General features: G+C 70.2%; 21 protein-coding genes. 10 read left to right on the forward strand and 11 right to left on the reverse strand.

All coding sequences use genetic code 11. The annotated features are described in order from the left end of the window. Nucleotides 1-5: 5 nt before the first annotated feature. Complete coding sequence (locus ABZ471_RS28585; protein ID WP_359070257.1) at nucleotides 6-902, reverse strand: L,D-transpeptidase; 897 nt, start codon at nucleotides 900-902, stop codon at nucleotides 6-8. A gap of 138 nt (nucleotides 903-1,040) precedes the next feature. Here ABZ471_RS28585 and ABZ471_RS28590 point away from each other — a divergent pair, with 138 nt between their 5' ends. From ABZ471_RS28590 to ABZ471_RS28600, 3 genes are all read left to right on the forward strand, one after another. Then, nucleotides 1,041-1,823: a type II CAAX endopeptidase family protein gene (locus ABZ471_RS28590; RefSeq protein ID WP_359070259.1), complete on the forward strand. Its 783-nt coding sequence runs from the start codon at nucleotides 1,041-1,043 to the stop codon at nucleotides 1,821-1,823. 93 nt (nucleotides 1,824-1,916) lie between these two features. Continuing rightward, nucleotides 1,917-3,212 carry a sensor domain-containing protein gene (locus ABZ471_RS28595; RefSeq protein ID WP_359070261.1) on the forward strand — a complete coding sequence of 432 codons (1,296 nt, stop codon included), beginning with the start codon at nucleotides 1,917-1,919 and terminating at the stop codon, nucleotides 3,210-3,212. Then, nucleotides 3,164-3,808, forward strand: a complete 645-nt coding sequence (locus tag ABZ471_RS28600) for a response regulator transcription factor (protein WP_359070263.1) — start codon at nucleotides 3,164-3,166, stop codon at nucleotides 3,806-3,808. The genes ABZ471_RS28595 and ABZ471_RS28600 overlap by 49 nt, the downstream gene beginning before the upstream one ends. Nucleotides 3,809-3,863: 55 nt before the next feature. Here the strand turns inward: ABZ471_RS28600 and ABZ471_RS28605 are convergent, their stop codons facing one another. Together ABZ471_RS28605 and ABZ471_RS28610 are read right to left on the reverse strand one after the other, a co-directional pair. Further along, nucleotides 3,864-5,297: an NAD(P)H-hydrate dehydratase gene (locus ABZ471_RS28605; RefSeq protein ID WP_359070264.1), complete on the reverse strand. Its 1,434-nt coding sequence runs from the start codon at nucleotides 5,295-5,297 to the stop codon at nucleotides 3,864-3,866. 46 nt (nucleotides 5,298-5,343) lie between these two features. Continuing rightward, the gene (locus ABZ471_RS28610; RefSeq protein ID WP_359070265.1) at nucleotides 5,344-5,715 is read right to left on the reverse strand and encodes a holo-ACP synthase; all 372 of its coding nucleotides are present in this window, start codon (nucleotides 5,713-5,715) and stop codon (nucleotides 5,344-5,346) included. 105 nt (nucleotides 5,716-5,820) lie between these two features. Here ABZ471_RS28610 and ABZ471_RS28615 point away from each other — a divergent pair, with 105 nt between their 5' ends. Continuing rightward, nucleotides 5,821-6,465, forward strand: coding sequence for an HAD-IA family hydrolase (locus ABZ471_RS28615; protein WP_359070267.1), 645 nt, complete (start codon nucleotides 5,821-5,823; stop codon nucleotides 6,463-6,465). A 4-nt stretch (nucleotides 6,466-6,469) separates the two neighbouring features. Here ABZ471_RS28615 and glmS read toward each other — a convergent pair whose 3' ends face one another. Continuing rightward, nucleotides 6,470-8,317, reverse strand: coding sequence for a glutamine--fructose-6-phosphate transaminase (isomerizing) (glmS, locus tag ABZ471_RS28620; RefSeq protein WP_359070269.1), 1,848 nt, complete (start codon nucleotides 8,315-8,317; stop codon nucleotides 6,470-6,472). A gap of 90 nt (nucleotides 8,318-8,407) precedes the next feature. Between glmS and ABZ471_RS28625 the strand changes: the two genes are divergently transcribed. The 5 genes from ABZ471_RS28625 (at nucleotide 8,408) to ABZ471_RS28645 (ending at nucleotide 16,723) form a co-directional block, all read left to right on the forward strand. Then, complete coding sequence (locus ABZ471_RS28625) at nucleotides 8,408-8,905, forward strand: FG-GAP repeat protein (RefSeq protein ID WP_359070271.1); 498 nt, start codon at nucleotides 8,408-8,410, stop codon at nucleotides 8,903-8,905. A gap of 708 nt (nucleotides 8,906-9,613) precedes the next feature. After that, entirely contained in the window at nucleotides 9,614-14,245 is a 4,632-nt protein-coding gene (locus tag ABZ471_RS28630; RefSeq protein WP_359070293.1) for an RICIN domain-containing protein, read from the forward strand. A 194-nt stretch (nucleotides 14,246-14,439) separates the two neighbouring features. Next, complete coding sequence (locus ABZ471_RS28635; protein WP_359070273.1) at nucleotides 14,440-14,613, forward strand: hypothetical protein; 174 nt, start codon at nucleotides 14,440-14,442, stop codon at nucleotides 14,611-14,613. 162 nt (nucleotides 14,614-14,775) lie between these two features. Continuing rightward, entirely contained in the window at nucleotides 14,776-15,744 is a 969-nt protein-coding gene (gene coaA, locus ABZ471_RS28640) for a type I pantothenate kinase (protein WP_359070295.1), read from the forward strand. 31 nt (nucleotides 15,745-15,775) lie between these two features. Then, nucleotides 15,776-16,723 carry a DUF389 domain-containing protein gene (locus ABZ471_RS28645; protein ID WP_359070274.1) on the forward strand — a complete coding sequence of 316 codons (948 nt, stop codon included), beginning with the start codon at nucleotides 15,776-15,778 and terminating at the stop codon, nucleotides 16,721-16,723. Here the strand turns inward: ABZ471_RS28645 and ABZ471_RS28650 are convergent. The 4 genes from ABZ471_RS28650 to rplM all read right to left on the reverse strand — a co-directional run bounded on the left by ABZ471_RS28650 (nucleotide 16,720) and on the right by rplM (nucleotide 19,914). After that, nucleotides 16,720-17,250, reverse strand: a complete 531-nt coding sequence (locus tag ABZ471_RS28650) for a hypothetical protein (protein ID WP_359070275.1) — start codon at nucleotides 17,248-17,250, stop codon at nucleotides 16,720-16,722. The two genes, ABZ471_RS28645 and ABZ471_RS28650, sit on opposite strands and share 4 nt — an antisense overlap. A 127-nt stretch (nucleotides 17,251-17,377) precedes the next feature. Further along, entirely contained in the window at nucleotides 17,378-18,736 is a 1,359-nt protein-coding gene (gene glmM / locus ABZ471_RS28655) for a phosphoglucosamine mutase (RefSeq protein ID WP_359070277.1), read from the reverse strand. Nucleotides 18,737-18,915: 179 nt separating this feature from the next. Continuing rightward, on the reverse strand, nucleotides 18,916-19,428 hold the full coding sequence (gene rpsI / locus ABZ471_RS28660; RefSeq protein ID WP_100827765.1) for a 30S ribosomal protein S9: 513 nt from the start codon (nucleotides 19,426-19,428) through the stop codon (nucleotides 18,916-18,918). A gap of 42 nt (nucleotides 19,429-19,470) precedes the next feature. After that, nucleotides 19,471-19,914 carry a 50S ribosomal protein L13 gene (rplM, locus tag ABZ471_RS28665; RefSeq protein ID WP_359070279.1) on the reverse strand — a complete coding sequence of 148 codons (444 nt, stop codon included), beginning with the start codon at nucleotides 19,912-19,914 and terminating at the stop codon, nucleotides 19,471-19,473. Between the two features lie 291 nt (nucleotides 19,915-20,205). Between rplM and ABZ471_RS28670 the strand changes: the two genes are divergently transcribed. Then, entirely contained in the window at nucleotides 20,206-21,087 is an 882-nt protein-coding gene (locus ABZ471_RS28670; protein ID WP_359070281.1) for a hypothetical protein, read from the forward strand. 3 nt (nucleotides 21,088-21,090) lie between these two features. Here ABZ471_RS28670 and truA read toward each other — a convergent pair whose 3' ends face one another. The 3 genes from truA to ABZ471_RS28685 form a co-directional block, all read right to left on the reverse strand. After that, nucleotides 21,091-21,942 carry a tRNA pseudouridine(38-40) synthase TruA gene (gene truA / locus ABZ471_RS28675; protein WP_359070283.1) on the reverse strand — a complete coding sequence of 284 codons (852 nt, stop codon included), beginning with the start codon at nucleotides 21,940-21,942 and terminating at the stop codon, nucleotides 21,091-21,093. 74 nt (nucleotides 21,943-22,016) lie between these two features. Next, nucleotides 22,017-22,517: a 50S ribosomal protein L17 gene (gene rplQ, locus ABZ471_RS28680; RefSeq protein ID WP_359070285.1), complete on the reverse strand. Its 501-nt coding sequence runs from the start codon at nucleotides 22,515-22,517 to the stop codon at nucleotides 22,017-22,019. 117 nt (nucleotides 22,518-22,634) lie between these two features. After that, a partial coding sequence (locus tag ABZ471_RS28685; RefSeq protein ID WP_359070287.1) for a DNA-directed RNA polymerase subunit alpha C-terminal domain-containing protein occupies nucleotides 22,635-23,248 on the reverse strand: 614 nt, incomplete at its 5' end.

A 23,248-nucleotide genomic window follows, 5' to 3' on the forward strand; every position in this document is an offset into this window, starting at 1 on the left:
CAGTCTCAGGTACCAGGCCGCCGTCCCCACACATAGACGTGGTCGCCCTTCTTCAGCACCCCCCACAGCTTGCGCGCGTCGGCGAGCTTCATATTGACGCAGCCGTAGGAGCCGACGGTGGTGAAGATGCTGCCGTAGACGGCGTGGAAGGCCTGGCCGCCGTCGAAGAACTGGGCATACGGCATCGGCTGGTTGTACAGGGTCGACACGTGGTTCTTGTGCCGCCAGTAGACGGTGTGCCAGCCCTTCCGGGTGACGAGCCCCTTGCGCCCGCTGCGCATCGGCACCGGCCCGAACACCACCTTGCTGCCCTTCTGCACCCAGGTCACCTGCCGGTCCAGATCGACGCAGGCGACCCGGTACGACCTGACCGGGCACTTCTTGGCCGCGTTGGGGTTCTTCTTCGCCGAGATCAGCATCATCGACGACCAGGTGACCGGCCCGGCGAAGCCGATGGCGGGCTTGATCTTGTTCTTGACCTGGAAGGCCCGGATGGCCTTGCAGTCCGCGGCGGACTGCTTCCCGTCCGCCTTCCGCTTCAGGAAGCGCTCCACCTGCCGCTGGTACGGCCCCGCCTGCTTGGTGCAGGTCACCTTGGCGACGGCGTCGGCGAGCGGGATGTACTCGATGAGGTCGTAGGTCCCCGGAGCCGCGTCCTTGGGCTCCCGGGCGTCCTCCGCCTTGGTGGGCGTGAAGACCTTCGGCGGCAGCGCCTGGTCGGGCGTGTCGATCTGCCACGGCTGGGCCGGGCCCGGGGGCACACCGGGGACCAGTTCGATGGCGGTGGGTGTCGGGCCCGTCGTGGGCGGGCGGGCGGCTACGGCGGTCCCTGCCGCCGGGAGGGCGGTCGCGGTGGCGAGCAGCACCGCGGCGCCCCGGTGCGCGATTCGTCTGCTGATCATGCGATCAGCCAAACGTCCGGCCTTGCCGGATCCCGGGTGGCGCGCGGGCGGGTCACCCAGGGGGGTGGAGCTGGGTACAGCCCCGTTCGGCAAACAGGTGCAGTCCGCGCGCGGCGCCCGCCCGGCAGTGTCGAAGGCATGCAGACGAGACAGCGGTGGAAAGCAGCGGCGGCGGTCTATCTCCTGGGCGCCTTCGTGGCGGCGGGAGTGCTGGGAGCCGTACAGCCGGCCACCGGCATCCCCACGGAGGTGGTCCAACTGACCCAGTTCGGCCCGGCCCTGGCCGTGGGCCTGGCGTTCCTGCTGTGGCCGTCCCGGACGCGTGAGCTGCTCGCTCCGGGGCGTTCGGCCCCGGCCTCCCCGGCCTCCCCGCGGCGGCCGCTGCTCGCCACCGCCCCCCTGATCATCCTCCTGTCGGCAGGCCCGTACGCCCTGCTCACCGGCGCCGCCCACGCCACCGACCCGCGCGCCCTGCACCACCCGTTCCTCCTCGTCGCCCTCGCCCAACTCGTCGGCGCCTGCGGTGAGGAGATCGGCTGGCGCTGCTTCCTCCAGCCCCTGCTGCGGCTTCGCTTCGGCCCGCTGACCGCATCGGCGGCGGTCGGCGTGGTGTGGGGCCTGTGGCATGTCCAGGTGCTGGCCGCGAGCCCGGCGTACGCGGCGGGCTTCCTGCTGGCCACGACCACGATGTCCGTCGTCCTGGGCCTGGCCCTGGAGGACGTACGGGGACACCGTCGTCTGCTCCTCGCGGGCGGCTTCCACGCCCTGGTCAACCTGGGGATGCTGCTGTTCATGGACGAGGAGACCGGCCGGGCCACGCCGATGGTCCTGTTCGGGCTGGCGTGCGCGGTGGCGGCGGTGCCGTGGGTGTGGCGCGGGCTCAGGACCGCGGGGGTTACGATCCCGGCGACTGCGGGGTGAGCGGGGCGGGGGTACGGGAGTGGGGGGCTTCCGGCGCAGGAAGTGCGCCGTGGCCGGGCGGAGTCGGGTGTCGGGGCCGGCCGGAGCCGGGTCATGACCGCGCCGAAGGCCGATGCGACGGGGCTGGTCCGAAGCGGGTACTGGACCGCGCTCGGGCGCTGTCAGGTGCTGGGCCTGGCCGGGTTTCTCGTGATCGGGGCCGGGCTGCTGGTCGGCGGGGCGCTGCTGCTGCTGCCGCTCGGGCTCGGTTTCCGGCTGCTGCCCGCGGCGGCGCGGCTGCTGCGCCGCGTGTCCGACCGGTACCGCGAGCGCGCGGCCCGCTGGAGCGGCCGTCCCCTCAGCCCTCCCGACCCCCTCCCCCACGGCACGTCCGCCCGCCGCCGCAGCGCCGCGATCCTCGGGGACGACGGCTTCTGGCACGACCTGCGCTGGGCCTGGCTGGAGCCGTGGACGGGCGGGCTGCTGGCGGCCCTTCCGCTCGCGCTGGTCGAGTACGGGGTGTTCGGAGCGCTGGTCCAGCCCTTCGTCTGGCGCCGGCTGGGCGACGGCAACTGGTACGCCTTCGTCCCGGTCACCTCGCCGGCCACCATGGTCACCGCCCTGCTCCTGGGCCTCGCTCTCATCGCGGCGGGCCTGGCTCTGGCGCCGGTCGTGACGAGCCTGCACGCCCGCCTCACCCGGTGCCTGCTGACCGCCCCGCGCACCACCGAACTGGCCCGCCGCGTGGCCCGGCTGTCCGACACCCGGGCCACCGCCCTGGACGTGCACGCGGCCGAACTCACCCGCATCGAACGGGACCTGCACGACGGCGCCCAGGCACGCCTGGTGGCCCTGGGCCTCACCCTGGACGAGGCGACCCGACTGCTGGACACCGACCCGCGGACCGCCCGCACCCTCCTCCTGGACGTCCGCGCCGCCTCCGAGCGGGCGCTGCAGGACCTGCGCGACCTGGTCCACGGCATCCACCCCCCGATCCTGGCGGACCGCGGCCTGGCCGACGCGGTCCGCTCCCTGGCCCTGGACAGCCACCTGGACGTCGAGGTGGCCCCGCACCTGCCGCCGAGCCGTCTCCCCGCGCCCGTCGAGGCGGCGGCCTACTTCGCGGTGTCCGAACTCCTCGCCAACGCGGCCAAGCACGCCGAGGCGACCCGGGTCGACATCGCCCTCGCCCACGACGGCACGCACCTGCGGGTGAGCGTGACGGACGACGGGCGCGGCGGCGCCGACCCGGCGGCCGGGACCGGACTGCCGGGCATACGCCGCCGGTTGGATACCTTCGACGGCACGCTCGCCCTGCACAGCCCGCCGGGCGGACCGACCACCGCGACCCTGGAGATCCCGTGCGCGTCGTCCTCGCCGAAGACCTCTTCCTCCTCCGCGACGGCCTGACCCGCACCCTGCGCGAGAACGGCTGCGAGGTCGTCGCCTCCGTGGACAACGGTCCTGCGCTGGTACGGGCGCTGGCGGAGACGGACCTGGACGTCGCCGTGATCGACATCCGGCTGCCGCCGACGCACACGGACGAGGGTCTGAAGGCGGCCCTGGAGGCCCGCCGCACGCGCCCCGGGCTGCCGGTCCTGATCCTCTCCCAGTACGTCGACCAGCTCTACGCCCACGAACTCCTCGCCTCCGGCGAGGGCGCCGTCGGCTATCTCCTCAAGGACCGTGTCACCCGCACGGACCAGTTCATCGACGCCCTGCGCACGGTCGCGGCCGGCGGCACGGTGATGGACCCCCAGGTCATCGCCAGGCTCCTGACCCGCAGCGAGAAACGGGGCCGCACCGACTCCCTGACCCCGCGCGAGCACGAGGTCCTCGCCCTGATGGCCGAGGGCCGATCCAACACCGCCGTCGCCCACACCCTCCACGTCAGCGAGAGCGCGGTGGCCAAACACATCGCGTCGATCTTCGGCAAGCTGGGGATAGAGCAGTCGGCGGAGGACAACCGGCGGGTGCTGGCGGTACTGGCGTACTTGAAGGGATGACGTCCCGGCTTACGGGCTTACGGGCTTACGGTTTCCGGGCTTCCGGTTTCCGGGCTTACCGGTAGACATCCCGCCAGGCCGACGGCAACTCCTCGGCGACGTCATGTGCCCCGGCCGGTGCCCCGTCGGCCGCGAACCGCCCCGCCAGCCCGTGCAGATACGCGGCCACGCTCCCCGCGTCCCGCGCGGACAACCCCGCCGCGAGCAGCGACCCGGCCAGCCCCGACAGCACGTCCCCGCTCCCCGCCGTGGCCAGCCAGCCCGTCCCCGTGGCATTCACCCGCACCGCCCCTCCCCCGGAGTCGGCGACCAACGTCGTGGACCCCTTCAGCAGCACGGTCGCCCGGTACACCGCCGCCAGTTCCCGCACCGCGGCCAGCCGAGCCCCCTCGACCTCCTCCCGCGGCACGCCGAGCAGCGCGGCCGCCTCCCCGGCATGCGGGGTCATCAACGTCGGTGCCGTACGCCCGCGCACGGCGTCCCGCTCCGCCAGCCGCAGACCGTCGGCGTCGAGCAGCACCGGCACGTCGATGGCGAGCACTTCCGCCACCGTCGCCGCATCGTCCCCGGCACCCGGCCCGACCACCCACGCCTGCACGCGCCCGGCCTTGGCGGGCCCCAGGTCGGACACGAGCGTCTCCGGGAAGCGGGCGATGACCGCCTCCCCCGCAGGCCCGACGTACCGCACGGCGCCTGCTCCGCCCCGCAGCGCCCCGGAGACGGCGAGCACGGCTGCCCCCGGATACCGCGGCGACCCGGCGGCGATCCCGACCACTCCCCGCCGGTACTTGTCGCTGTCCGCTGCGGGCACCGGCAGCAGCCGCGCCACGTCGGCGTGCTGCAAAGCCTCCAGCTCGGGGTCGGGCGGCAGTTCGAGCCCGATGTCGATCAGCCGCACGGACCCGGCGTACTCCCGCGCCGGGTCGATCAGCAGCCCCGGTTTGTGGGTCCCGAAGGTGACGGTGAGGTCGGCCCGGACGGCCGCACCCCGCACCTCCCCGGTGTCGGCCTCGACCCCGCTCGGCAGATCAACAGCGACGACAGCGGCCCGGGACCGCTCCACGACACCGGCCAGCGTCTCCGCGTCCGGCCGCAGCCCGCCCTTCCCCCCGATGCCGACGATGCCGTCCACGACGAGGTCGGCCCGCTCTACGGCCGCGGCGGCAGCAGCGTCGGCCGCGACGCGCCCACCCGCCCGGAGCAGCGCCGAGAGCCCCCCGGAGTGGGTGCGTTCGGCCTGCGCCGGCAGTACGGCGGTGACCCCGGCCCCTCGCCGCGCCAGCCGCGCCCCGGCGTACAAGGCGTCCCCGCCGTTGTCGCCGCTTCCGACGAGCAGCACCACCCGGCTGCCGTACACCCGCCCGAGCACCTCGGCACAGGCGGCGGCCAGTCCGGCGGCGGCCCGCTGCATCAGCGCGCCCTCCGGAAGCCGCGCCATCAACTCCCGCTCGGCCGCCCTCACCGTCTCCACGCTGTACGCAGTACGCATGGCATCGAGTCTGCCCCGGAACCGCCGGCCGCCACACCCGGGGGCGTCATCCCTCGGCGACCACCACGGCCGAGGCGACCCCCGCGTCATGGCTGAGGGACACGTGCCACGACCGTACGCCCAGCTCCGCCGCCCGCGCGGCCACCGTCCCCTTCACCCGCAGCCGGGGCCGCCCGCTGTCCTCGACGTACACCTCGGCATCGGTCCAGTGCAGCCCCGGCGGAGCACCGAGCGCCTTCGCGAGAGCCTCCTTGGCGGCGAACCGCGCGGCGAGCGAGGCGATGCCCCTCCGCTCCCCGTTGGGCAGCAGCAGCTCGCTCTCCACGAACAGCCGATCGGCCAGCCCAGGCGTCCGGTCCAGCGACGCCCGGAACCGATCGATCTCGGCGACGTCGATTCCGACCCCGATGATGCTCATGGGAAGCACCCTACGGCGTTGACCTGCTCAACCGTCGGCAAGCGAGTGACCGTTGGGCCGTGGGCCCCGAGGGGCCGGAACAGCTGTACAGGCAGACTGAGCGCCATGAAGTACATCCTGTTCGACGTCGACGGCACACTGATCGACGCGGTGAGCAACCAGCGCCGCGTCTGGGCGACCTGGGCTCAGCGGTACGGCCTGGACGCGGACGAGGTCTACCGGGTGGCTCTGCGAACACGGCCGATCGAGACGTTCGCGCAGGTCGCCCCGGACCGCGACCCGCACGAGTGCCTGGCCCTGCTGCACGAGCTGGAGGACGAGGACGTACGGTCCGGCGTCTATACGGCTTTCGACGGAGCGTCGGAACTGCTGCACGCCCTGCCGCCCGAGTCCTGGGCCCTGGTGACCTCGAACTACGAGCACCGGGTGCGCGGCCGTTTCCAGCGGACCGGACTGCCCATGCCGGGCCTGATCGTGGACGCGGCGGCCGTCGAGGAGGGCAAGCCCTCCCCCCTGCCCTATCTGCGGGCTGCCGCACGGCTGGGTGCCGAGCCGGCCGACTGCCTGGTCATCGAGGACGCCCCGTCAGGAGTCCTGTCCGGCCTGCGCGCCGGGATGACGGTGTGGGGCGTCAACGCCACCGACGCGGTGGACGGCGTACACCGCCACTTCGGAACCCTGAACGAGGCAGTCCCGCACGTACTGGCCTACGCGTCCGGCCATCTGCGCGCGCCTTCCTCGACGGCGTGAAGAACTATTCCACCGTCACCGACTTCGCCAGGTTCCGGGGCTGATCCACCTCGTTGCCCCGGGCGGTGGCCAGCTCGCACGCGAACACCTGGAGCGGCACCGTAGCCACCATCGGCTGAAGCAGGGTCGGGGTGGCCGGGATCCGGATCAGGTGGTCGGCGTACGGGACCACCGCCTCGTCCCCCTCCTCCGCGATCACGATCGTCCGCGCCCCGCGGGCCCGGATCTCCTGGATGTTGGACACGATCTTGTCGTGGAGGACGGACCGGCCCCGGGGCGAGGGCACGACGACGACCACGGGCAGGTCCTCCTCGATCAGGGCGATCGGGCCGTGCTTCAGCTCGCCCGCCGCGAAGCCCTCGGCGTGCATGTAGGCGAGTTCCTTGAGCTTGAGAGCGCCCTCCAGCGCGACCGGATAGCCCACGTGCCGGCCCAGGAACAGCACCGTGTTCTTGTCGGCCAGGGAGCGCGCGAGCGCCCGTACCGGCTCCATCGTGTCCAGGACCCGCTCGACCTCGCCCGAGATCTGCGACAGGTCCCGGATCACCGCACGGATCTCGTCGCCCCACTTGGTGCCCCGCACCTGGCCCAGGTACAGAGCCACCAGGTAACACGCCACCAGCTGCGTCAGGAACGCCTTGGTGGAGGCGACGGCCACCTCCGGCCCGGCGTGCGTGTACAGCACCGCATCCGACTCGCGCGGAATCGTCGAACCGTTGGTGTTACAGATGGCCAGGACCTTCGAGCCCTGTTCGCGGGCGTGCCGCAGCGCCATCAGGGTGTCCATGGTCTCGCCGGACTGGGAGATGGCGATCACCAGGGAGCGGGAGTCGAGGATCGGATCGCGGTAGCGGAACTCGCTCGCCAGCTCCACCTCGCAGGGGATCCGCGTCCAGTGCTCGATGGCGTACTTGGCGATCAGGCCGGCGTGGAAGGCCGTACCGCACGCGACGATGACGACCTTGTCCACCTCGCGCAGCTCCGACGGCGAGATCCGGACCTCGTCCAGAGTCAGTGAGCCGGCCGCGTCGATGCGGCCCAGGAGCGTGTCGGCGACCGCCTTCGGCTGCTCGGCGATCTCCTTGAGCATGAAGTAGTCGTAGCCGCCCTTCTCGGCGGCGGAGGCGTCCCAGTCCACGTGGAAGGAGCGGACGTCCGCCTCGCGGCCGTCGAAGCCCGTCACCCGCACGCCGTCCCGGCGCAGCTCCACCACCTGGTCCTGGCCCAGCTCGATCGCCGAGCGGGTGTGGGCGATGAACGCGGCGACATCGGAGGCCAGGAACGCCTCACCCTCGCCGACACCCACCACGAGCGGGGAGTTGCGGCGCGCGCCCACGACCACGTCCGGCTCGTCCGCGTGCACCGCGACCAGGGTGAACGCGCCCTCCAGCCGCCGGCACACCAGCCGCATGGACTCGGCGAGGTCGGCGCAGGACGAGAACTCCTCGGCGAGGAGGTGGGCGACGACCTCGGTGTCCGTCTCGGAGGACAGTTCGTGTCCCCGCTCGGCCAACTCGGCGCGCAGCACCGCGAAGTTCTCGATGATGCCGTTGTGGACGACGGCCACCCGGCCGGCGTTGTCGAGATGCGGGTGCGCGTTCGCGTCCGTCGGGCCGCCGTGGGTGGCCCAGCGGGTGTGTCCGATACCCGTCGACCCCGCCGGCAACGGCCGGTCGACCAGTTCCTTCTCCAGGTTGACCAGCTTCCCGGCCTTCTTCGCCGCGGCCAGCCCGCCGTCCGCCAGCACGGCGACGCCCGCCGAGTCGTATCCCCGGTACTCCAGCCGCTTCAGCCCGGCCATCACGACATCGAGCGCCGACTGTGACCCTACGTATCCCACGATTCCGCACATGAGCGGCAGCCTAGGCGCCGACGGGGTTCGGAAAGTGCTGCCGCGTGCCCGAAATCGGAAATTCCCACGGGGGTTCGGTCGCGGATCCTGATGGCGCATACAACCTTTAGGCGCTCGGTCACCCTCGGGGACATCGACGGCGACGGCAGGCAGGACCTCGCCATCGGCGCCCCGGACGAGAACATGCGGTTCTTCGGAAGCATGCACTACCACATGGGTACGGTCACCGTCCTGTACGGATCCCCGGCCGGCGTCGACACCACCACGGCACCGCAGTACTTCTACCCGGGCAACCACGGGGTCCCCGGTGAACCGCTGCACGTACCGCAGTTCGGCACTGCCGTACTGCTGTCCGACCTCGACCGTGACGGCGGAGCCGATCTGCTCGTCGGCGCCCCGTGGATGCTGAACGGCGACGGAGCAGTCACCGTGCTGCCCTCCGCGGTGGCACCCGACGGGAGCAGGCGGATCGGCACCACCGGGGCCATCGTGCTCGCGCCCCGCCAGGCCGGAATGGACACGACCGGTGTCCCCCAGTTCGGCAGCGTCCTGCAGAACTCGCGCCAGGTGTCTCTCATCAACACCTGAGGCCTGCATACCGCGCGAGCGACCGAGAAGCGGCACGGCGTCCGCTTCCCGGCCGCCAGGGGCGAAAATCGGCCAACTCTGGTCGCCCGGCGCGCGCCGCGACGTCACTCGTGCACACAGAAAGCGCACAGAAAATGCACACATGAGCGGACTGTGTGCGCCACTCGCGGGCCGGCCGGCAACAAGAGGTTTCAAGCCAGCGCCGACCCCCTCAAAGGGAACCCCTGTACGACCCCGTGCGCGCCCGCATATGGTGGCGCCGCGCACGACGGGAACCCGACCATTCCGCGTTCGCGCACATCACTCAGCGACCGGGGGAACGCCGTCGCTCACGGGGAGAGGGGTTGCATCGCCATGCCGTCGTACCGGGCGTCAGCGCGCGTCAACTCGGCCGATGAAGTGACTTCCTGAGGCGCTTTCAGGACATTCGACACGTCACCGCTCTCCGCTCGTCGGCCGCCCTCACGGCCTGCACCCCTTGATCGAAGAAAGGGATGCTCCGTGCACCCCAGACCATGGTTCCGCCTGCCCACATCACGAAGATCGCGGAAATTCACGTCCACCGTCACATCCGTCGCCGCGTTGGCCGTGCTGGCGGGTCTCGCGGTCCAGCCCGGTTCGGTCCGGCTGAACGCCGAACCGGCGGGCGACTCCTACCCCTGGTACGACGACACGGCCGCCGAGCAGCTGCGCCAGGACCAGTGCCTGATGGCCGACGTGCTGCGGCTGGGCGGACCGTCGATGGCCACGACCGCGCAGGACGGTCTCAACCAGCCGCCGGACAAGCTCCACGTCCTGGCCGACCGGAAGAGATGGGAACAGACCCCGCTCGCCGTCGCGTACAAGAACGACCGGGACGCGGCGGGCAAGGAGATGGACGATCTCGCCGCTCTCCGGGACGGGTGGAAGAAGCCACTTGACGGCCTGGTGACGCCCGTCGGGTTCACCGATACCGGCTTCCACTGGCCGCCCGACGGCGAGCAGAGCTTCTACAACCAGACCGGTCTGTCCGCCTGGGTGGCCGACCGGTTCTGGGGGGACGACAGCGGCTTCTACGACGACGCCACCCCGAAGGCGGACGAAAAGACCCTCAAGGCCGTCGACGATCTGGGCGCTGCCGTGTACGGGGGCGACCCCGACCCGAAGCTCCCAGGAGCGGAATGGAACCGCGCCCTCGCCGAGCACAGCGCCTTCCAGTGGATGCACGGCGGCCCCGCCACGAACGCGGGCGCCGACGACGCCCGCATCTTCCTCTCCTCCGGCGGCTTCCCGCGCACGGCACCGCAACCGGGCACGCCGGAGTTCCGCATCGCCGTCGAGGACGCGAAGACCCGCTTCGCCGCGTGCGGCTGGCGCGACCCGCTCGACCCGGACAACGTGCTGGGCGACATCACGTCCACCGCGGCCGGCGAGTGGCAGCAGGAGGTCACTTCCCAGGCCATCCAGCGCAACCAGGTCCTCGACGCGAACAAGTCCGCCGTCGACGCTCTGTCCAAGGGCGCGAAGGCCCTCAGCGACATGCTGGGGCACTCCTGGGTCGCGGACCACCTCACCCGCTGGCAGGACTACTGGAGCGCCGGCGGCCTCGGCTGGATCGGCGATGGTCAGCTGGAGATCCAGGTGCCGGGGGCTGCCGGCAAGTGCCTCGACGTCGCGGGGGGCGGCAAGACCAACGGCACCCCGGTCCAGGTCTACACCTGCAACGGCGGCGCCGCCCAGAAGTGGCAGCTGATGGGCGCCTACGACGGCGGCTACACCCTGGTCAACACGAACTCCTTCAAGTGCCTCGAGGTACTGAACGGCAACAGTGCCGACGGCACGAAGATCCAGATCCGGGACTGTGGCAGCAGCAAGGCACAGCAGTGGGCGTTCGACGTCCGCAGCACCGGCCCGCTGCGGAACGCGGCGACCGGCAAGTGCCTGCACCTGCCGACGTTCGACAACAGCAAGGACGCCGTGCTGTCGACGTGCAACGGCTCCGGCGCGCAGAAGTTCAGGATCGTTCCCAAGACCCACACCGGTGACGGCAAGCTGGGCTACCCGGACAAGGCCCAGTTCACCAAGGCGACGGCCGGCATCGCAGCGGCTCAGGCCGGCGCGAAGAAGCAGCTCGCCGTCCTGAAGGCGCAGCTCACCGCCGCGCAGAAGGCCGCCACCTCCTCGGACACGGCCATGCAGGCCGCCTACGGCATCGCGGACGCCAATGGCGCGCCGCGCGGCCGTGGTCTGCTGGTGGGTCAGCAGAAGGCGCAGGTCACCAAGGGTGCCGCCGCAGCTCTCGCGGCGCTGGTGAAGGCCGGTGAGACGGCCGAGGCCGCGACCCGTGCCGCCGCCGGCGACAGCGCGACGATCGCGCAGCGTGCCCTGGCGCAGGCCGCCCAGTCGAAGGCGGAGTTCCGCAAGGAGGCCGCAGCGACGGCCGAGTGGCAGGCGAAGGCGGCGGCCGACGCGGCCAAGGTGCACCGGGACAACGCGAAGAAGGACAAGGAGACCGCGGAGGCGAAGCTCGCCGATGCGCTGAAGGCCGAGGGTGATGCGAAGGCGGCCGCCGCCGACGCGCACGCCAAGCGGCTCGCGGCGGAGGCCGAGGAGAAGACGGCCAAGGCGGAGAAGGAGAACGCCGCCGCCAAACAGGCCGAGGCCGCACAGCACCGCAAGAACGCCGAGTCCGAGGCGACGAAGGCGAAGGACGCCAAGGACAAGGCCGAAGCCTCCGAGAAGACCGCCGAGGGCAAGCGGAACGACGCGGTCAAGGCGAGCGACCACGCCCGGGCCATGCGCGACGACGCCTGGGACGCCGAACAAAAAGCCCAGGCAGCACGTGCGAAGGCCGACGCCAGGACCGCCTACGCCGACTCCCTCGACTCCGGGGACGCGGCGACCGCGGCACGTGCCGCCGCGAACGAGGCCGACCGGCACGCCGACGACGCCGAAGCCGCCGCGACCAAGGCCCGCTCCGAAGCCGACGCCGCCACCCAGGCCGCGGCCGGCGCCGACGCCGCGGCCGACCGCGCCGAGGCGGCCGCCAAACGCGCCCGCTCCGACGCCGACGCCGCCCAGGCCGACAAGCTGAAGGCGGACGCGGCCGTCAAGACCGCGACCAGCGCCGTGGCCGACGCCATCAAGGCCTCCCAGGACGCCTCCGCCGAGGCCAAGGCCGCGGTCAAGCTCGCCGACGAGGCGGAACAACACGCCAAGGACGCCAAGACCCAGGCGGACACGGCCAACAAGGAGGCCGGCAACGCGCTGGCGGCCGCGGCGAAGGCGGCGGGCTACGCCCACGTCACCGCCCAGGCGGCCGTGGACGCCGGTGAAGCGGCCAAGCAGGTGGCCAACCCGGCCAACGACGCGATCCAGCTGGGCTCCGCCTACGTCGACACCGACTCGGCCGCCGGCCTGGTCGTGCTGACCGGACAGTCCTCCAAGACCATCGCCGAGCAGCAGCAGGCTGTCGCCGACGCGCACGCCAAGAACGCCGCCGCCGAGGCCCAGGCAGCCAAGAACATCGCCGACCAGGCCAAGGGCGACGCCAAGGAGGCCTACCAGCACGCGGCCAACGCCGCCCAGTACGCGGCCGACGCCCGCACCTACTCCAAGGAAGCCCTCGGCTACGCCGCCGACGCCGCCAAGGCCGCGTCCGCAGCCGCCGCGTCACTCGCCCGCACCGTCGACTACGACAAGCAGGCCACCGCCGACGCGGCAGCCGCCGACAAGGCCGCCGGCAACGCCGAGGGCTACGCCAAGGACGCCCGCGACTCCGCCGACGCCGCCGAACTCGACGCCCAGGCCGCCCGCTCCGCAGCCGCCCAGGCCGAACAGGACGCCAAGGACGCCCGGGCCGCAGCCACCCGCGCCGACGCCGCAGCAACCGAGGCCGAACAGGCGGCGAAAGACGCCGACAAGTACGCCAAGGAAGCACAGGAAGCAGCCGACAGGGCCGAAAAGGCGAAGAACGCCAAGCGGATCTCGGACGGCGCCGCCAGCGGCATCGGCAGCGTCTTCTGGGACGAAAAGATCGAACCCATCGGGAAGCCGGAGGTGATCGACAAGAAGAACTGCAATCCGATCCTTCACTTCGGTGACTGCATCATCACAGCGAAGATCCACTTCAATGTGAAGCTGGACGTCTACCTGTGCGCACTCGCGGAAATCCCCGTCACCGGATGCCCGTCTTCGGAAACGATGCTGCTGAAGACGCAGATCATCCCCGACCAGTACAACACGGTCACGCGCACCATCTCAGAGGTCGAATTCAATGAGGGAATCGACCCCGTCGACATCCTCCTCGGCGACTTCATCGGGTGCGGCGAGAAGCTGACCGGCAACGGAGGCAGCTGGGGCGACTGCGCCTGGGCCGCCTTCGACATCGCCACCTTCTTCGACGGCAAGATCATCAAGGCGGTCGCCGACGCGGTCAAGGCCGTCGACGCGTCCGTGAAGACGGGCATCGGAATCGCCGACGCCTGGAAGGCCCTCAAGAAGTCCGGCCTGGAAGACGATGTCATCGCCGGCATCGGCAAGAAGGAAGCGGAAAAGCTCTCCACGGGCTGCCCGAAGAACAGCTTCCCGGCAGGAACACAGGTCCTGCTGGCCGACGGCTCCCACAAGGCGATCAACGCGATCGCCGAGGGAGACCGTCTGCTCGCGACGGACCCGCGCACCGGCGTCACCCGCGCCGCCCCGGTCACCGCGACCTTCTCCCACCGGGCCGACCAGCTCATCGCGCTGACCCTTGACGGCGGCGAGCAGGTACTCACCACCTCCGGGCACCGGGTGTACGTGGTCGGCCGCGGCTGGGTGATCGTGTCGGAACTGACCCGAGGCGACCGGCTCCGCACCCGCGACAACCGGTCGAAGGCGGTGGCCGATCTGCAGAGGGTGGCCGCACCGCAGACGGTCTGGGACCTCACCGTCGACGACCTGCACACCTTCTACGTACTCGCCGACACCACACCGGTCCTCGTCCACAACTGCGACGGCCAGCTCAGCAACGACCTCTACGAGGAGATCGAGGCCCGGTACGGTCTGGACATCGCCGAGGGCGTCGAATACAACGCCGGTCGCATGCACGACGGGAGCGCGAACGCGCTCGACCACGAGATCCCGGGCATCGGGCACAACCTGAAGGCACTCGCCGACTACCTCGCCGGCTGGCGCGGAAAGTTCACGTACCGTGACACCACCAAGGGATCAGAGGTCGTGTACGACACAGCCAAGGAGGTCCTGGTGGTGAAAACGCCCTACAACATCCACGCCTACCAGTACACGCCTGAACAGTTCGAAAGAGGCGTGCACTCAGGACGGTTCGTTCTGAAGAACCCTGCCGGCGGTGCTTCATGAGGGCCAGACCCTTCGTACACCGGGAAGGAACGGACTTCTCCGTTCGTTTCGTCGGAGCTCAGCGTGCGCTTCTCGGTGAGCTGCTGCCATGGCTCGCCGGCCGGCGAGAGGGCCAGCCCGCTCTCACCGTGTGGGCGGGATGTGACAAGGGGCGACTCGAACAGCTCCACCACAGGCTGAGCAGTGACGACACAGTGGTTCTCTCGCTCGAGGAACTGCACATCCTGCACGCCGTCCTTCTTTCCGTGTACAGCATGTTCGCGTCCGAGGAGGCGTTCAACACGCAGCTCGGTTTCTACCGCGAGAATGCGTACGACCTCGCCAACGGCTTGGTGAGGGCCGTCGACGAGGCTTCCGCGGCAAGCTGACCCGAGTCCGGCGCGGGCCTTCTCCCGGCAACCGGGAGAGGGCCCGCCCGCCGATCGGCGCCGGGCGAAGGGGGGGGCGGCCGGGGTGGGCGTGACGCACCCCACCCCGCCACCCCGTTCAAACTCCGTTAACAATGGACTGTGATCTCACCGGCCTCCTCGATGCCCCGGAGCGCCCACCGGCCCAGGCCGGAGGCGACTCCCTACGTCGACCTCACCCGAGCCGAGTGGAGCGCGCTGCGTGACAAGACGCCGCTCCCGCTCACCGCGGAGGAGGTGGAGAAGCTCCGCGGTCTCGGCGACGTCATCGACCTCGACGAGGTGCGGGACATCTACCTCCCGCTCTCCCGCCTCCTCAACCTCTACGTCGGCGCCACCGACGGTCTCAGAGGCGCCCTGAACACCTTCCTCGGCGAGCAGGGCTCCCAGTCCGGCACTCCTTTCGTCATAGGTGTCGCCGGCTCTGTGGCCGTAGGAAAGTCCACGGTCGCCCGCCTCCTCCAGGCCCTGCTCTCCCGCTGGCCCGAGCACCCGCGCGTCGAGCGGGTGACGACCGACGGCTTCCTGCTGCCCACCAACGACCTTCAGGCCCGCGGCCTGATGTCGCGCAAGGGCTTCCCGGAGTCGTACGACCGCCGCGCACTCACCCGCTTCGTCGCCGACGTCAAGGCGGGCAAGGACGAGGTGTCCGCCCCCGTCTACTCGCACCTCAGGTACGACATCGACCCGGACCGGAAGCTCACAGTCCGCCGCCCGGACATCCTGATCGTCGAGGGCCTGAACGTCCTGCAGCCCGCCCTGCCCGGCAAGGACGGCCGCACCCGGGTCGGTCTCGCCGACTACTTCGACTTCAGCGTGTACGTCGACGCGAGCGGCGAGGACATCGAGCGCTGGTACCTCAACCGCTTCAGGAAGCTGCGCCAGACGGCCTTCCAGGACCCGTCCTCGTACTTCCGCAAGTACACCCAGGTCTCCGAGGAGGAGGCCCTCGACTACGCGCGCACCCAGTGGCGGACGATCAACAAGCCCAACCTGGTGGAGAACATCACCCCCACCCGCGGCCGCGCCACCCTCGTCGTACGCAAGGGCCCGGACCACAAGGTGCAACGGCTCCGGCTGCGCAAGCTGTGACATGTTCATGGGCGCCTGTTAAAAAGGCGCCATGCTGCATCTGCGCCTGATCACCCCCGCCGAGAAGACGGACGAGGTGGTGCGGCTGATCGAGAGGACGGTCGGTACCGCCCACCTCGTCGTACTGCCGACGGCCGCCCGCAATCCCGTCGGTGACGTCGTCCTGTGCGACGTGGCACGCGAGGCGGGGGACGAACTCATCGGCGAACTGCGCCGGTTGGGGCTGGACGAGACCGGCTCGATCGCCGTGGAGGACATCGATCTCTCGCTGTCCCGGCGCGCCGACAAGGCCGAGGAGGAGGCACCGGGCGAGGGCGCGGACGCGGTGCTCTGGGAAGGCCTGGCCGACGCGACCCACGAGGAGTCGACCCTGTCGGTCACCTACGTCGCCTTCATCACCCTGGCCACGATGATCGCGGCCTGCGGCGTGGTACTGGACAACGCCGTCCTGATCGTGGGCGCGATGGCGGTGGGACCGGAATTCGGCCCACTGGCCGGCTTCTGCACGGCCCTGGTGCAGCGTCACCCCCGTCTCGCGCTGCGCTCCATGACCGCGTTGCTCGTGGGCTTCGCCGTGGCGATGGCGGTGACGGTCGGCTTCACCCTGTTCATGGACGCCATCGACCTCTTCCACCGGTCCGACCTGGAGGGCAAGCGTCCCAACACGGCGTTCGTGTACGCCCCCGACGCCTTCTCGTTCATCGTGGCCGTCCTGGCCGGCATCGCCGGCACCCTGTCCCTGACCTCCGCCAAGTCGGGCGCACTGGTCGGCGTGGCCATCTCGGTGACGACGGTCCCGGCCGCCGCCAACGCCGCCGTGGCCCTCGCCTACGGGGACACGGACCAGACGATCGGCTCGACGAACCAACTCCTGCTGAACCTCCTGGGCATCGTCCTGGCAGGCACCCTGACCCTGCTGGCCCAGAAGTGGCTCTGGGCCAGACAGCGTGAGCGTACGGCGAGGACGGGCGGCTTCTAGAACCGCCGCTCGCAGTTGGCCGCGATGGTGTCCCCGGGGTCTGCGAACACCAGGTCGGTGCCGCCGTCGCAGTCCACCGAGTCACCGCCCGCGTTGTCCTGCACGCCGATCACGTCGTTGCCGCCGTTGGTGCTCACGCTGTCGACACCCGTGCCGGAATCGACGGTGGTGTTGGACGGAACGGTGGACACGAGGCTGTCGTTCTGGTCGCCCAGCGCTATGGCGAGCCGAGTGACGGTGAGGACGCTGCCGCAGTCGGCGGTGGTGGCGGACACCCGGGTGCAGCCCGGGCCGATCGCAATGCCCGTGGTGTCCGTGAGGAGCAGATGGTTGGTACCGGAAACCGCGGCCGTGACAATGTTCTGCACGCCGGCGCGCGCTTGGAGCCCGGCGAGGCCGCCGAAGATGCGGAACGCCGTGGAGCCCGGTGTCTGGGCGGCGGCCGGGGTGGCGAACGAGACGACGACGAGACCCGCGGCCACGGCCGGACCGACCGCTCGCTTCAGGGTGCTGCTCACGATCTTCATGCTGTGTTTCTCTCCTTCGTCGAGGTAGGGCGCCACTACGGGGCGCCCTCGACGCAAGTGAAACAATCAGCAATCAGACGTGCACTGTCTGCTACGGAGTTCGAGTGACGGCAGGCATCCTGCGGAATCAACCCAGCGCCGACTTCACCGCATCGGCCAAGCGCCCGGCGACGGACCGGGCCTGATCGATGTCAGCCGCCTCGACCATCACCCGCACCAGCGGTTCCGTACCCGACGACCGCAGCAACACCCGCCCCGTCGACCCCAGTTCCCGCTCCGCCTCGGCAACGGCGGCGGCCAGGTCGGCAGACGTCTTCACCCGCGACTTGTCCACGTCGGGCACGTTGATGAGGACCTGCGGCAGCCGCTCCATGACAGAGGCGAGGTCCCGCAGCGTACGACCGGTCTCAGCGACCCGCGCCGCCAGCAGCAACCCGGTCAGCGTGCCGTCACCGGTGGTCGCATGGTCGAGGATGATCACGTGCCCGGACTGCTCGCCGCCCAGGGCGAACCCGTGCCGCTTCATCTCCTCCAGCACGTACCGGTCGCCCACAGCCGTCTGCACGAGGTGGATCCCGGCCCGCTCCATGGCCAGCTTGAAGCCCAGGTTGGACATGACCGTGGCGACGACGGTGTCGGAGCGCAGCTCGGACCGCTCCCGCAGGGCCAGCGCGAGCACGGCCAGGATCTGGTCGCCGTCCACCTCGTCGCCGGTGTGGTCCACAGCCAGGCAGCGGTCGGCGTCGCCGTCGTGCGCGATGCCGAAGTCCGCGCCCTGCTCGAGTACCGCGGCCTTCAGCTTGTCCAGGTGGGTGGAGCCGCAGCCGGCGTTGATGTTGAGCCCGTCCGGCTCGGCACCGATCGTGACGATCTGGGCACCGGCCCGGGTGAACGCCTCCGGCGAGACCCCCGAGGCCGCGCCGTGCGCTTCGTCCAGGACGATCTTCACGCCGTCCAGCCGGTTCGGGAGCACCGACAGCAGATGGCCTACGTACTGCTCGAAGCCCTCGTCGTACGACCGCACGCGCCCGACGCCGGCACCCGTGGGCCGCTCCCAGGGCTCGCCGTGACGGTGGGACTCGTACACGGCCTCGATCTTGTCCTCGAGCTCGTCGGCGAGCTTGTGGCCGCCGCGGGCGAAGAATTTGATGCCGTTGTCCGGCATGGCGTTGTGGCTGGCGGAGAGCATCACGCCGAGGTCGGCGCCGAGCGCGCCGGTCAGGTGGGCCACGGCGGGCGTCGGCAGCACGCCCACGGTCAGCACGTCCACACCGGCACTGGCCAGGCCCGCGACCACGGCCGCCTGAAGGAACTCCCCGGACGCACGCGGGTCCCGTCCGACCACCGCCTTCGGGCGGTGGCCCTCGAAGGTGCCCGCCTCGGCCAGCACGTGCGCCGCCGCGACGGACAGGCCGAGCGCCATCTCGGCGGTCAGGTCCGCGTTGGCGACACCGCGCACGCCGTCCGTACCGAAGAGTCGTCCCACGTGTCCTCCTGAGGAAGCGTCCTGGCTGCCTTGAATGGTGGCAGACGCCGGGTCATCCGATCACACCAGCCGTTGAGCGTCTTGTGTCGTTATACGCCCTTGGCCGGGATAAACGAACGCCCCGACGGCACATGTGGCGTGCCGCCGGGGCGTTCGGAGTACGAGCAGGCAGCTGCTGATTAACGCTTGCTGTACTGCGGGGCCTTGCGGGCCTTCTTGAGACCGGCCTTCTTGCGCTCGACCGCACGGTCGTCGCGCTTGAGGAAGCCGGCCTTCTTGAGCGGGCCGCGGTTGTTGTCGACGTCGGCCTCGTTCAGCGCACGGGCGACACCGAGACGGAGCGCACCGGCCTGACCGGAGACACCGCCACCCGCGATGCGGGCGATGACGTCGTAACGACCCTCGAGCTCGAGCACCTTGAAGGGCTCGTTGACTTCCTGCTGGTGCACCTTGTTCGGGAAGTAGTCCTCGAGGGTGCGACCGTTGATCTTCCACTTGCCGGTGCCCGGAACGATCCGGACGCGGGCAATGGCGTTCTTGCGACGGCCCAGGCCGGCGGCCGGCTGGGGCTCGCCGAAGCGGGACGCGAGCGACTCCGAGGTGTACTCGCCCTCGACGGGCACCTCGGACTCGGTGGTGTAGCTCTCGATGTCGATCTCTTCGATCGGCTGCTCGGCAGTGGTCTCGGCCACGATTCTCCTCAGATTCTCTTCGGTCTTAGGGGGTGGCCGGACTTACTGCGCGACCTGGGTGATCTCGAACGGCACCGGCTGCTGGGCAGCGTGCGGGTGCTGGTCGCCCGAGTAGACCTTCAGCTTGGAGAGCATCTGACGGCCCAGGCTGTTCTTGGGGATCATGCCCTTGATGGCCTTCTCGACGGCCTTCTCGGGGTTCTTCGCCAGCAGCTCGTCGTAGCGGACGGAGCGCAGACCACCCGGGTAACCGGAGTGGCGGTACGCCAGCTTCTGGGTCTTCTTGTTGCCGGACAGGTGAACCTTGTCGGCGTTGATGACGATGACGAAGTCACCCATGTCCATGTGCGGGGCATAGGTCGGCTTGTGCTTGCCACGGAGGAGGTTCGCGGCAGTGGTAGCCAGACGGCCCAGGACGACGTCCTGAGCGTCAATGACGTGCCACTGGCGAGTCACATCGCCAGGCTTGGGGCTGTACGTACGCACTTCGCAGCCTTCTTCTTCAGTGGATGGGTGCTGACACATGGCATCACTGAAGCGATCGTGCAGCTGGGGACGACAATGCCGGGAACGCTGCCCGTATGCCGCCCACTGGTAACTGCTCCAGGGAACCTAGGTAAAGGCCTCTCGCGTGAGAACGAGCAAGCCAATACACAACGAAGAAGCAGAGTACCTGGGCGCCCCGGTACGGGTCAAAACGAGGCATGCCGACGGACAAACAAGGCATGCCGCCCGACGCGCTCCAGCACCCCCCGGCGCCCGTCTAAGATGCGCCCCATGAGTTACGGGCAGGGGGGACCCCAGTCTCAGTGGGATCCCTGGAAACCGCAGTCGCAGCAGCAGCCCTGGAGCAGCGGCGGTGATGACGGGACTCCGGACTGGGCCGCGCTCGCCGAGGCATCGGAGACGCGGAACAAGCGCCGCAGAGTGCTGTTCATCGGCGGCGGCGCACTCGCCACGATCGCGATCGGCACCGCCGTCGCGATGGCCGTCGTGTCCGCGAACGGCGACAACAAAGCCTCGGGCAACCCCACCAACCTGCCCGCCAGCGCCTCCCTGCCGAGCGGCTCGGCCACGGCGCCGTCCTTCGCACCCACCAGCGCCCCGCCGCCGCTGGACCCGAAGGACTTCATCTCCAGTGTGAAGAAGGACACCGCGCCGCTGAGCCCCGACACGCTGTTCCCGGGCACCCGGCTGACCATGGGCGAGGCGGTGTACAAGAAGGGCGCCACGGCCGACACGAAGAACTGCGCCTCCGCCGCCGGCGGCACCCTGAACAAGATCCTCACCTCGAACGGCTGCACCCGTCTGATACGCGCCAGCTACACCAAGCCCGGCCTCGCGATCACCGTCGGCGTCGCCGTCTTCGACACCGAGGCACAGGCGACGAAGGCCAAGGCCCAGACCGACGACCGGAGCATCGTGCGCGCGCTGCCCGGCAAGGGCATCAAGTCCTTCTGCGACGGCGCGATCTGCCGCTCGACCCGCAACGCCTACGGCCGCTACGCCTACTTCACGATCACCGGCTTCCTCAACGGCAAGAACGTCACCGACAAGGACACGAAGGCCTTCGCGACCGGGGACGATCTGCAGGAGTTCGTCTTCGGCCAGATCAGGCGCCGTGGCGAGGCCCAGGCCTCGGCGGCCGCCGGCCAGTAGTTCTCAGCAGCACCCCGCCGACGGAAGCGAGCGCTTGTTCCGGGCCTCCTTGTTCCGGGCGGCCAGCAGCTCGTCTGCGGGGTAGCCGACCTCCTCCAGGGTCAGCCCGTGGGGTCGTACGACGTGCACGGCGGAGTCGCGTACCCCCGCGGCCAGCACCTTCCCCGGCCACTCCGGACCCCGGTGGCCGTCGCCGACGAAGAGCAGCGCGCCGATCAGCGAGCGCACCATGTTGTGGCAGAACGCGTCGGCACGCACGGTCGCGGTGATGATCCCGTCCGCGTCCCTGGCCAGGCTCAGCTCCTGGAGCATCCGGATCGTGGTCGCACCCTCACGCCGCTTGCAGTAGGCGGCGAAGTCGTGCTCGCCGAGCAGCGCCCGCGCGGCCTCGTTCATGGCGACGACGTCGAGCGGCCAGTCGTGCCAGAGGACGTGGCCCCGCAGCAGGGGGTCCACTCCCCCGGGGTTGTCGGTGACGCGGTAGGCGTAGCGCCGCCAGATCGCCGAGAAACGCGCGTTGAAGCCGTGCGGGGCCTCGGTCAGGCTCCAGATCCGGACGTCCTTCGGGAGCCGCCCGGCGAGCCGCTTCAGCAGCTTCTCCTGATGCTCGGCCCACACCTGCGCCGGCAGGTCGACATGGGCCACCTGTCCGCGCGCGTGCACCCCGGCGTCCGTCCTCCCGGCCACCGTCAGCTCGTACGTCTCCTTCGACCGGGTCACCGTACGCAGGGCGTCCTCGATCTCTCCCTGCACGGTCCGCCTGCCGCCGGCCTGCTTGGCCCAGCCGTGGAAGTCGGTGCCGTCGTACGACAGGTCGAGCCGGACACGGACGTGACCGGGCTGTACTTCACTCACCCCTAGATCCTCTCAGGTACGCGAAAGCGGGCCCGCCCCGAAGGACGGACCCGCTTACGACGTCAGGCAGAGCCTCAGGCGTCCTTGGACTCTTCGGCCGCAGCCGCGTCCTCGACGACCTCGTCAGCCTTGGTCTCCTCGACCTTGGCCTCCTCGGCCTCCTTGACCGCACGCTTGGTGGCGGCCTCGGCCTCACCGGTCGCCTGCTGTGCAACCGTCAGCGCCTCGACCAGCTCGATGACAGCCATGGGCGCGTTGTCGCCACGGCGGTTACCGATCTTGGTGATGCGGGTGTAGCCACCCGGACGGTTCTCGTAGCGCGGGGCGATCTCGGTGAAGAGCGTGTGGACGATGCTCTTGTCCGTGATGACCTGGAGCACCTGACGGCGGTTGTGAAGGTCGCCCTTCTTCGCCTTGGTGACCAGACGCTCGGCGTACGGGCGCAGGCGGCGGGCCTTCGCCTCGGTGGTGGTGATACGACCGTGCTCGAACAGCGACTTCGCGAGGTTCGCGAGGAGCAGCTTCTCGTGCGCGGCGCTGCCGCCCAGACGGGCACCCTTGGTGGGCTTCGGCATTGTTCTTCTCCTGTGTGTCTGCCCCGGCCGTGTCAGGTACCGAGGTCAGTATCCGAGCAGGCGGTCGCCTGTCGGAGATCCGGGGTCCGCTGACGCGAACCCCGGAGTCGGTGGAGATCAGTACTGCTCGGTCTCCACGAAACCCGCGTCCGCGTCGTCGTCGGCGCCGAAGGCGTCGGCGGCCGCGGTCGGGTCGAATCCAGGCGGGCTGTCCTTGAGCGCCAGGCCCATGCCGGCCAGCTTCGCCTTGACCTCGTCGATCGACTTCGCACCGAAGTTGCGAATGTCGAGCAGGTCGGCCTCGGAACGAGCCACGAGCTCACCCACGGAGTGGATGCCCTCGCGCTTGAGGCAGTTGTACGACCGAACGGTGAGCTCGAGCTCCTCGATCGGAAGGGCCAGGTCCGCAGCGAGCGCGGCGTCCGTCGGGGACGGACCCATGTCGATGCCCTCGGCGTCGATGTTCAGCTCGCGGGCGAGACCGAACAGCTCGACCAGGGTCTTACCGGCCGACGCCATGGCGTCACGGGGACGCATGGCCTGCTTCGTCTCGACATCGACGATCAGCTTGTCGAAGTCGGTGCGCTGCTCGACACGCGTGGCCTCGACCTTGTAGGTGACCTTCAGCACGGGGCTGTAGATGGAGTCGACCGGGATACGGCCGATCTCCTGGCCCACCTGCTTGTTCTGCACGGCGGAGACGTAACCGCGACCGCGCTCGACGGTCAGCT

The sequence above is a fragment of the Streptomyces sp. NPDC005728 genome (assembly GCF_040630895.1).
Classification (GTDB): Bacteria; Actinomycetota; Actinomycetes; order Streptomycetales; family Streptomycetaceae; genus Streptomyces.

What these genes read in the sequence shown, in the direction of transcription:
- ABZ471_RS28630 (WP_359070293.1), top strand. Translation starts at nt 9,614, where the DNA reads ATGGCCGACGTGCTGCGGCTGGGCGGACCGTCGATGGCCACGACCGCG.
- ABZ471_RS28650 (WP_359070275.1), bottom strand. Translation starts at nt 17,250, where the DNA reads ATGAAGATCGTGAGCAGCACCCTGAAGCGAGCGGTCGGTCCGGCCGTG.
- ABZ471_RS28625 (WP_359070271.1), top strand. Translation starts at nt 8,408, where the DNA reads ATGGCGCATACAACCTTTAGGCGCTCGGTCACCCTCGGGGACATCGAC.
- ABZ471_RS28615 (WP_359070267.1), top strand. Translation starts at nt 5,821, where the DNA reads ATGAAGTACATCCTGTTCGACGTCGACGGCACACTGATCGACGCGGTG.
- ABZ471_RS28585 (WP_359070257.1), bottom strand. Translation starts at nt 902, where the DNA reads ATGATCAGCAGACGAATCGCGCACCGGGGCGCCGCGGTGCTGCTCGCC.
- ABZ471_RS28595 (WP_359070261.1), top strand. Translation starts at nt 1,917, where the DNA reads ATGACCGCGCCGAAGGCCGATGCGACGGGGCTGGTCCGAAGCGGGTAC.
- ABZ471_RS28605 (WP_359070264.1), bottom strand. Translation starts at nt 5,297, where the DNA reads ATGCGTACTGCGTACAGCGTGGAGACGGTGAGGGCGGCCGAGCGGGAG.
- ABZ471_RS28670 (WP_359070281.1), top strand. Translation starts at nt 20,206, where the DNA reads ATGAGTTACGGGCAGGGGGGACCCCAGTCTCAGTGGGATCCCTGGAAA.
- coaA (WP_359070295.1), top strand. Translation starts at nt 14,776, where the DNA reads ATGCCCCGGAGCGCCCACCGGCCCAGGCCGGAGGCGACTCCCTACGTC.
- rplQ (WP_359070285.1), bottom strand. Translation starts at nt 22,517, where the DNA reads ATGCCGAAGCCCACCAAGGGTGCCCGTCTGGGCGGCAGCGCCGCGCAC.
- ABZ471_RS28610 (WP_359070265.1), bottom strand. Translation starts at nt 5,715, where the DNA reads ATGAGCATCATCGGGGTCGGAATCGACGTCGCCGAGATCGATCGGTTC.
- ABZ471_RS28645 (WP_359070274.1), top strand. Translation starts at nt 15,776, where the DNA reads ATGCTGCATCTGCGCCTGATCACCCCCGCCGAGAAGACGGACGAGGTG.
- glmS (WP_359070269.1), bottom strand. Translation starts at nt 8,317, where the DNA reads ATGTGCGGAATCGTGGGATACGTAGGGTCACAGTCGGCGCTCGATGTC.
- ABZ471_RS28590 (WP_359070259.1), top strand. Translation starts at nt 1,041, where the DNA reads ATGCAGACGAGACAGCGGTGGAAAGCAGCGGCGGCGGTCTATCTCCTG.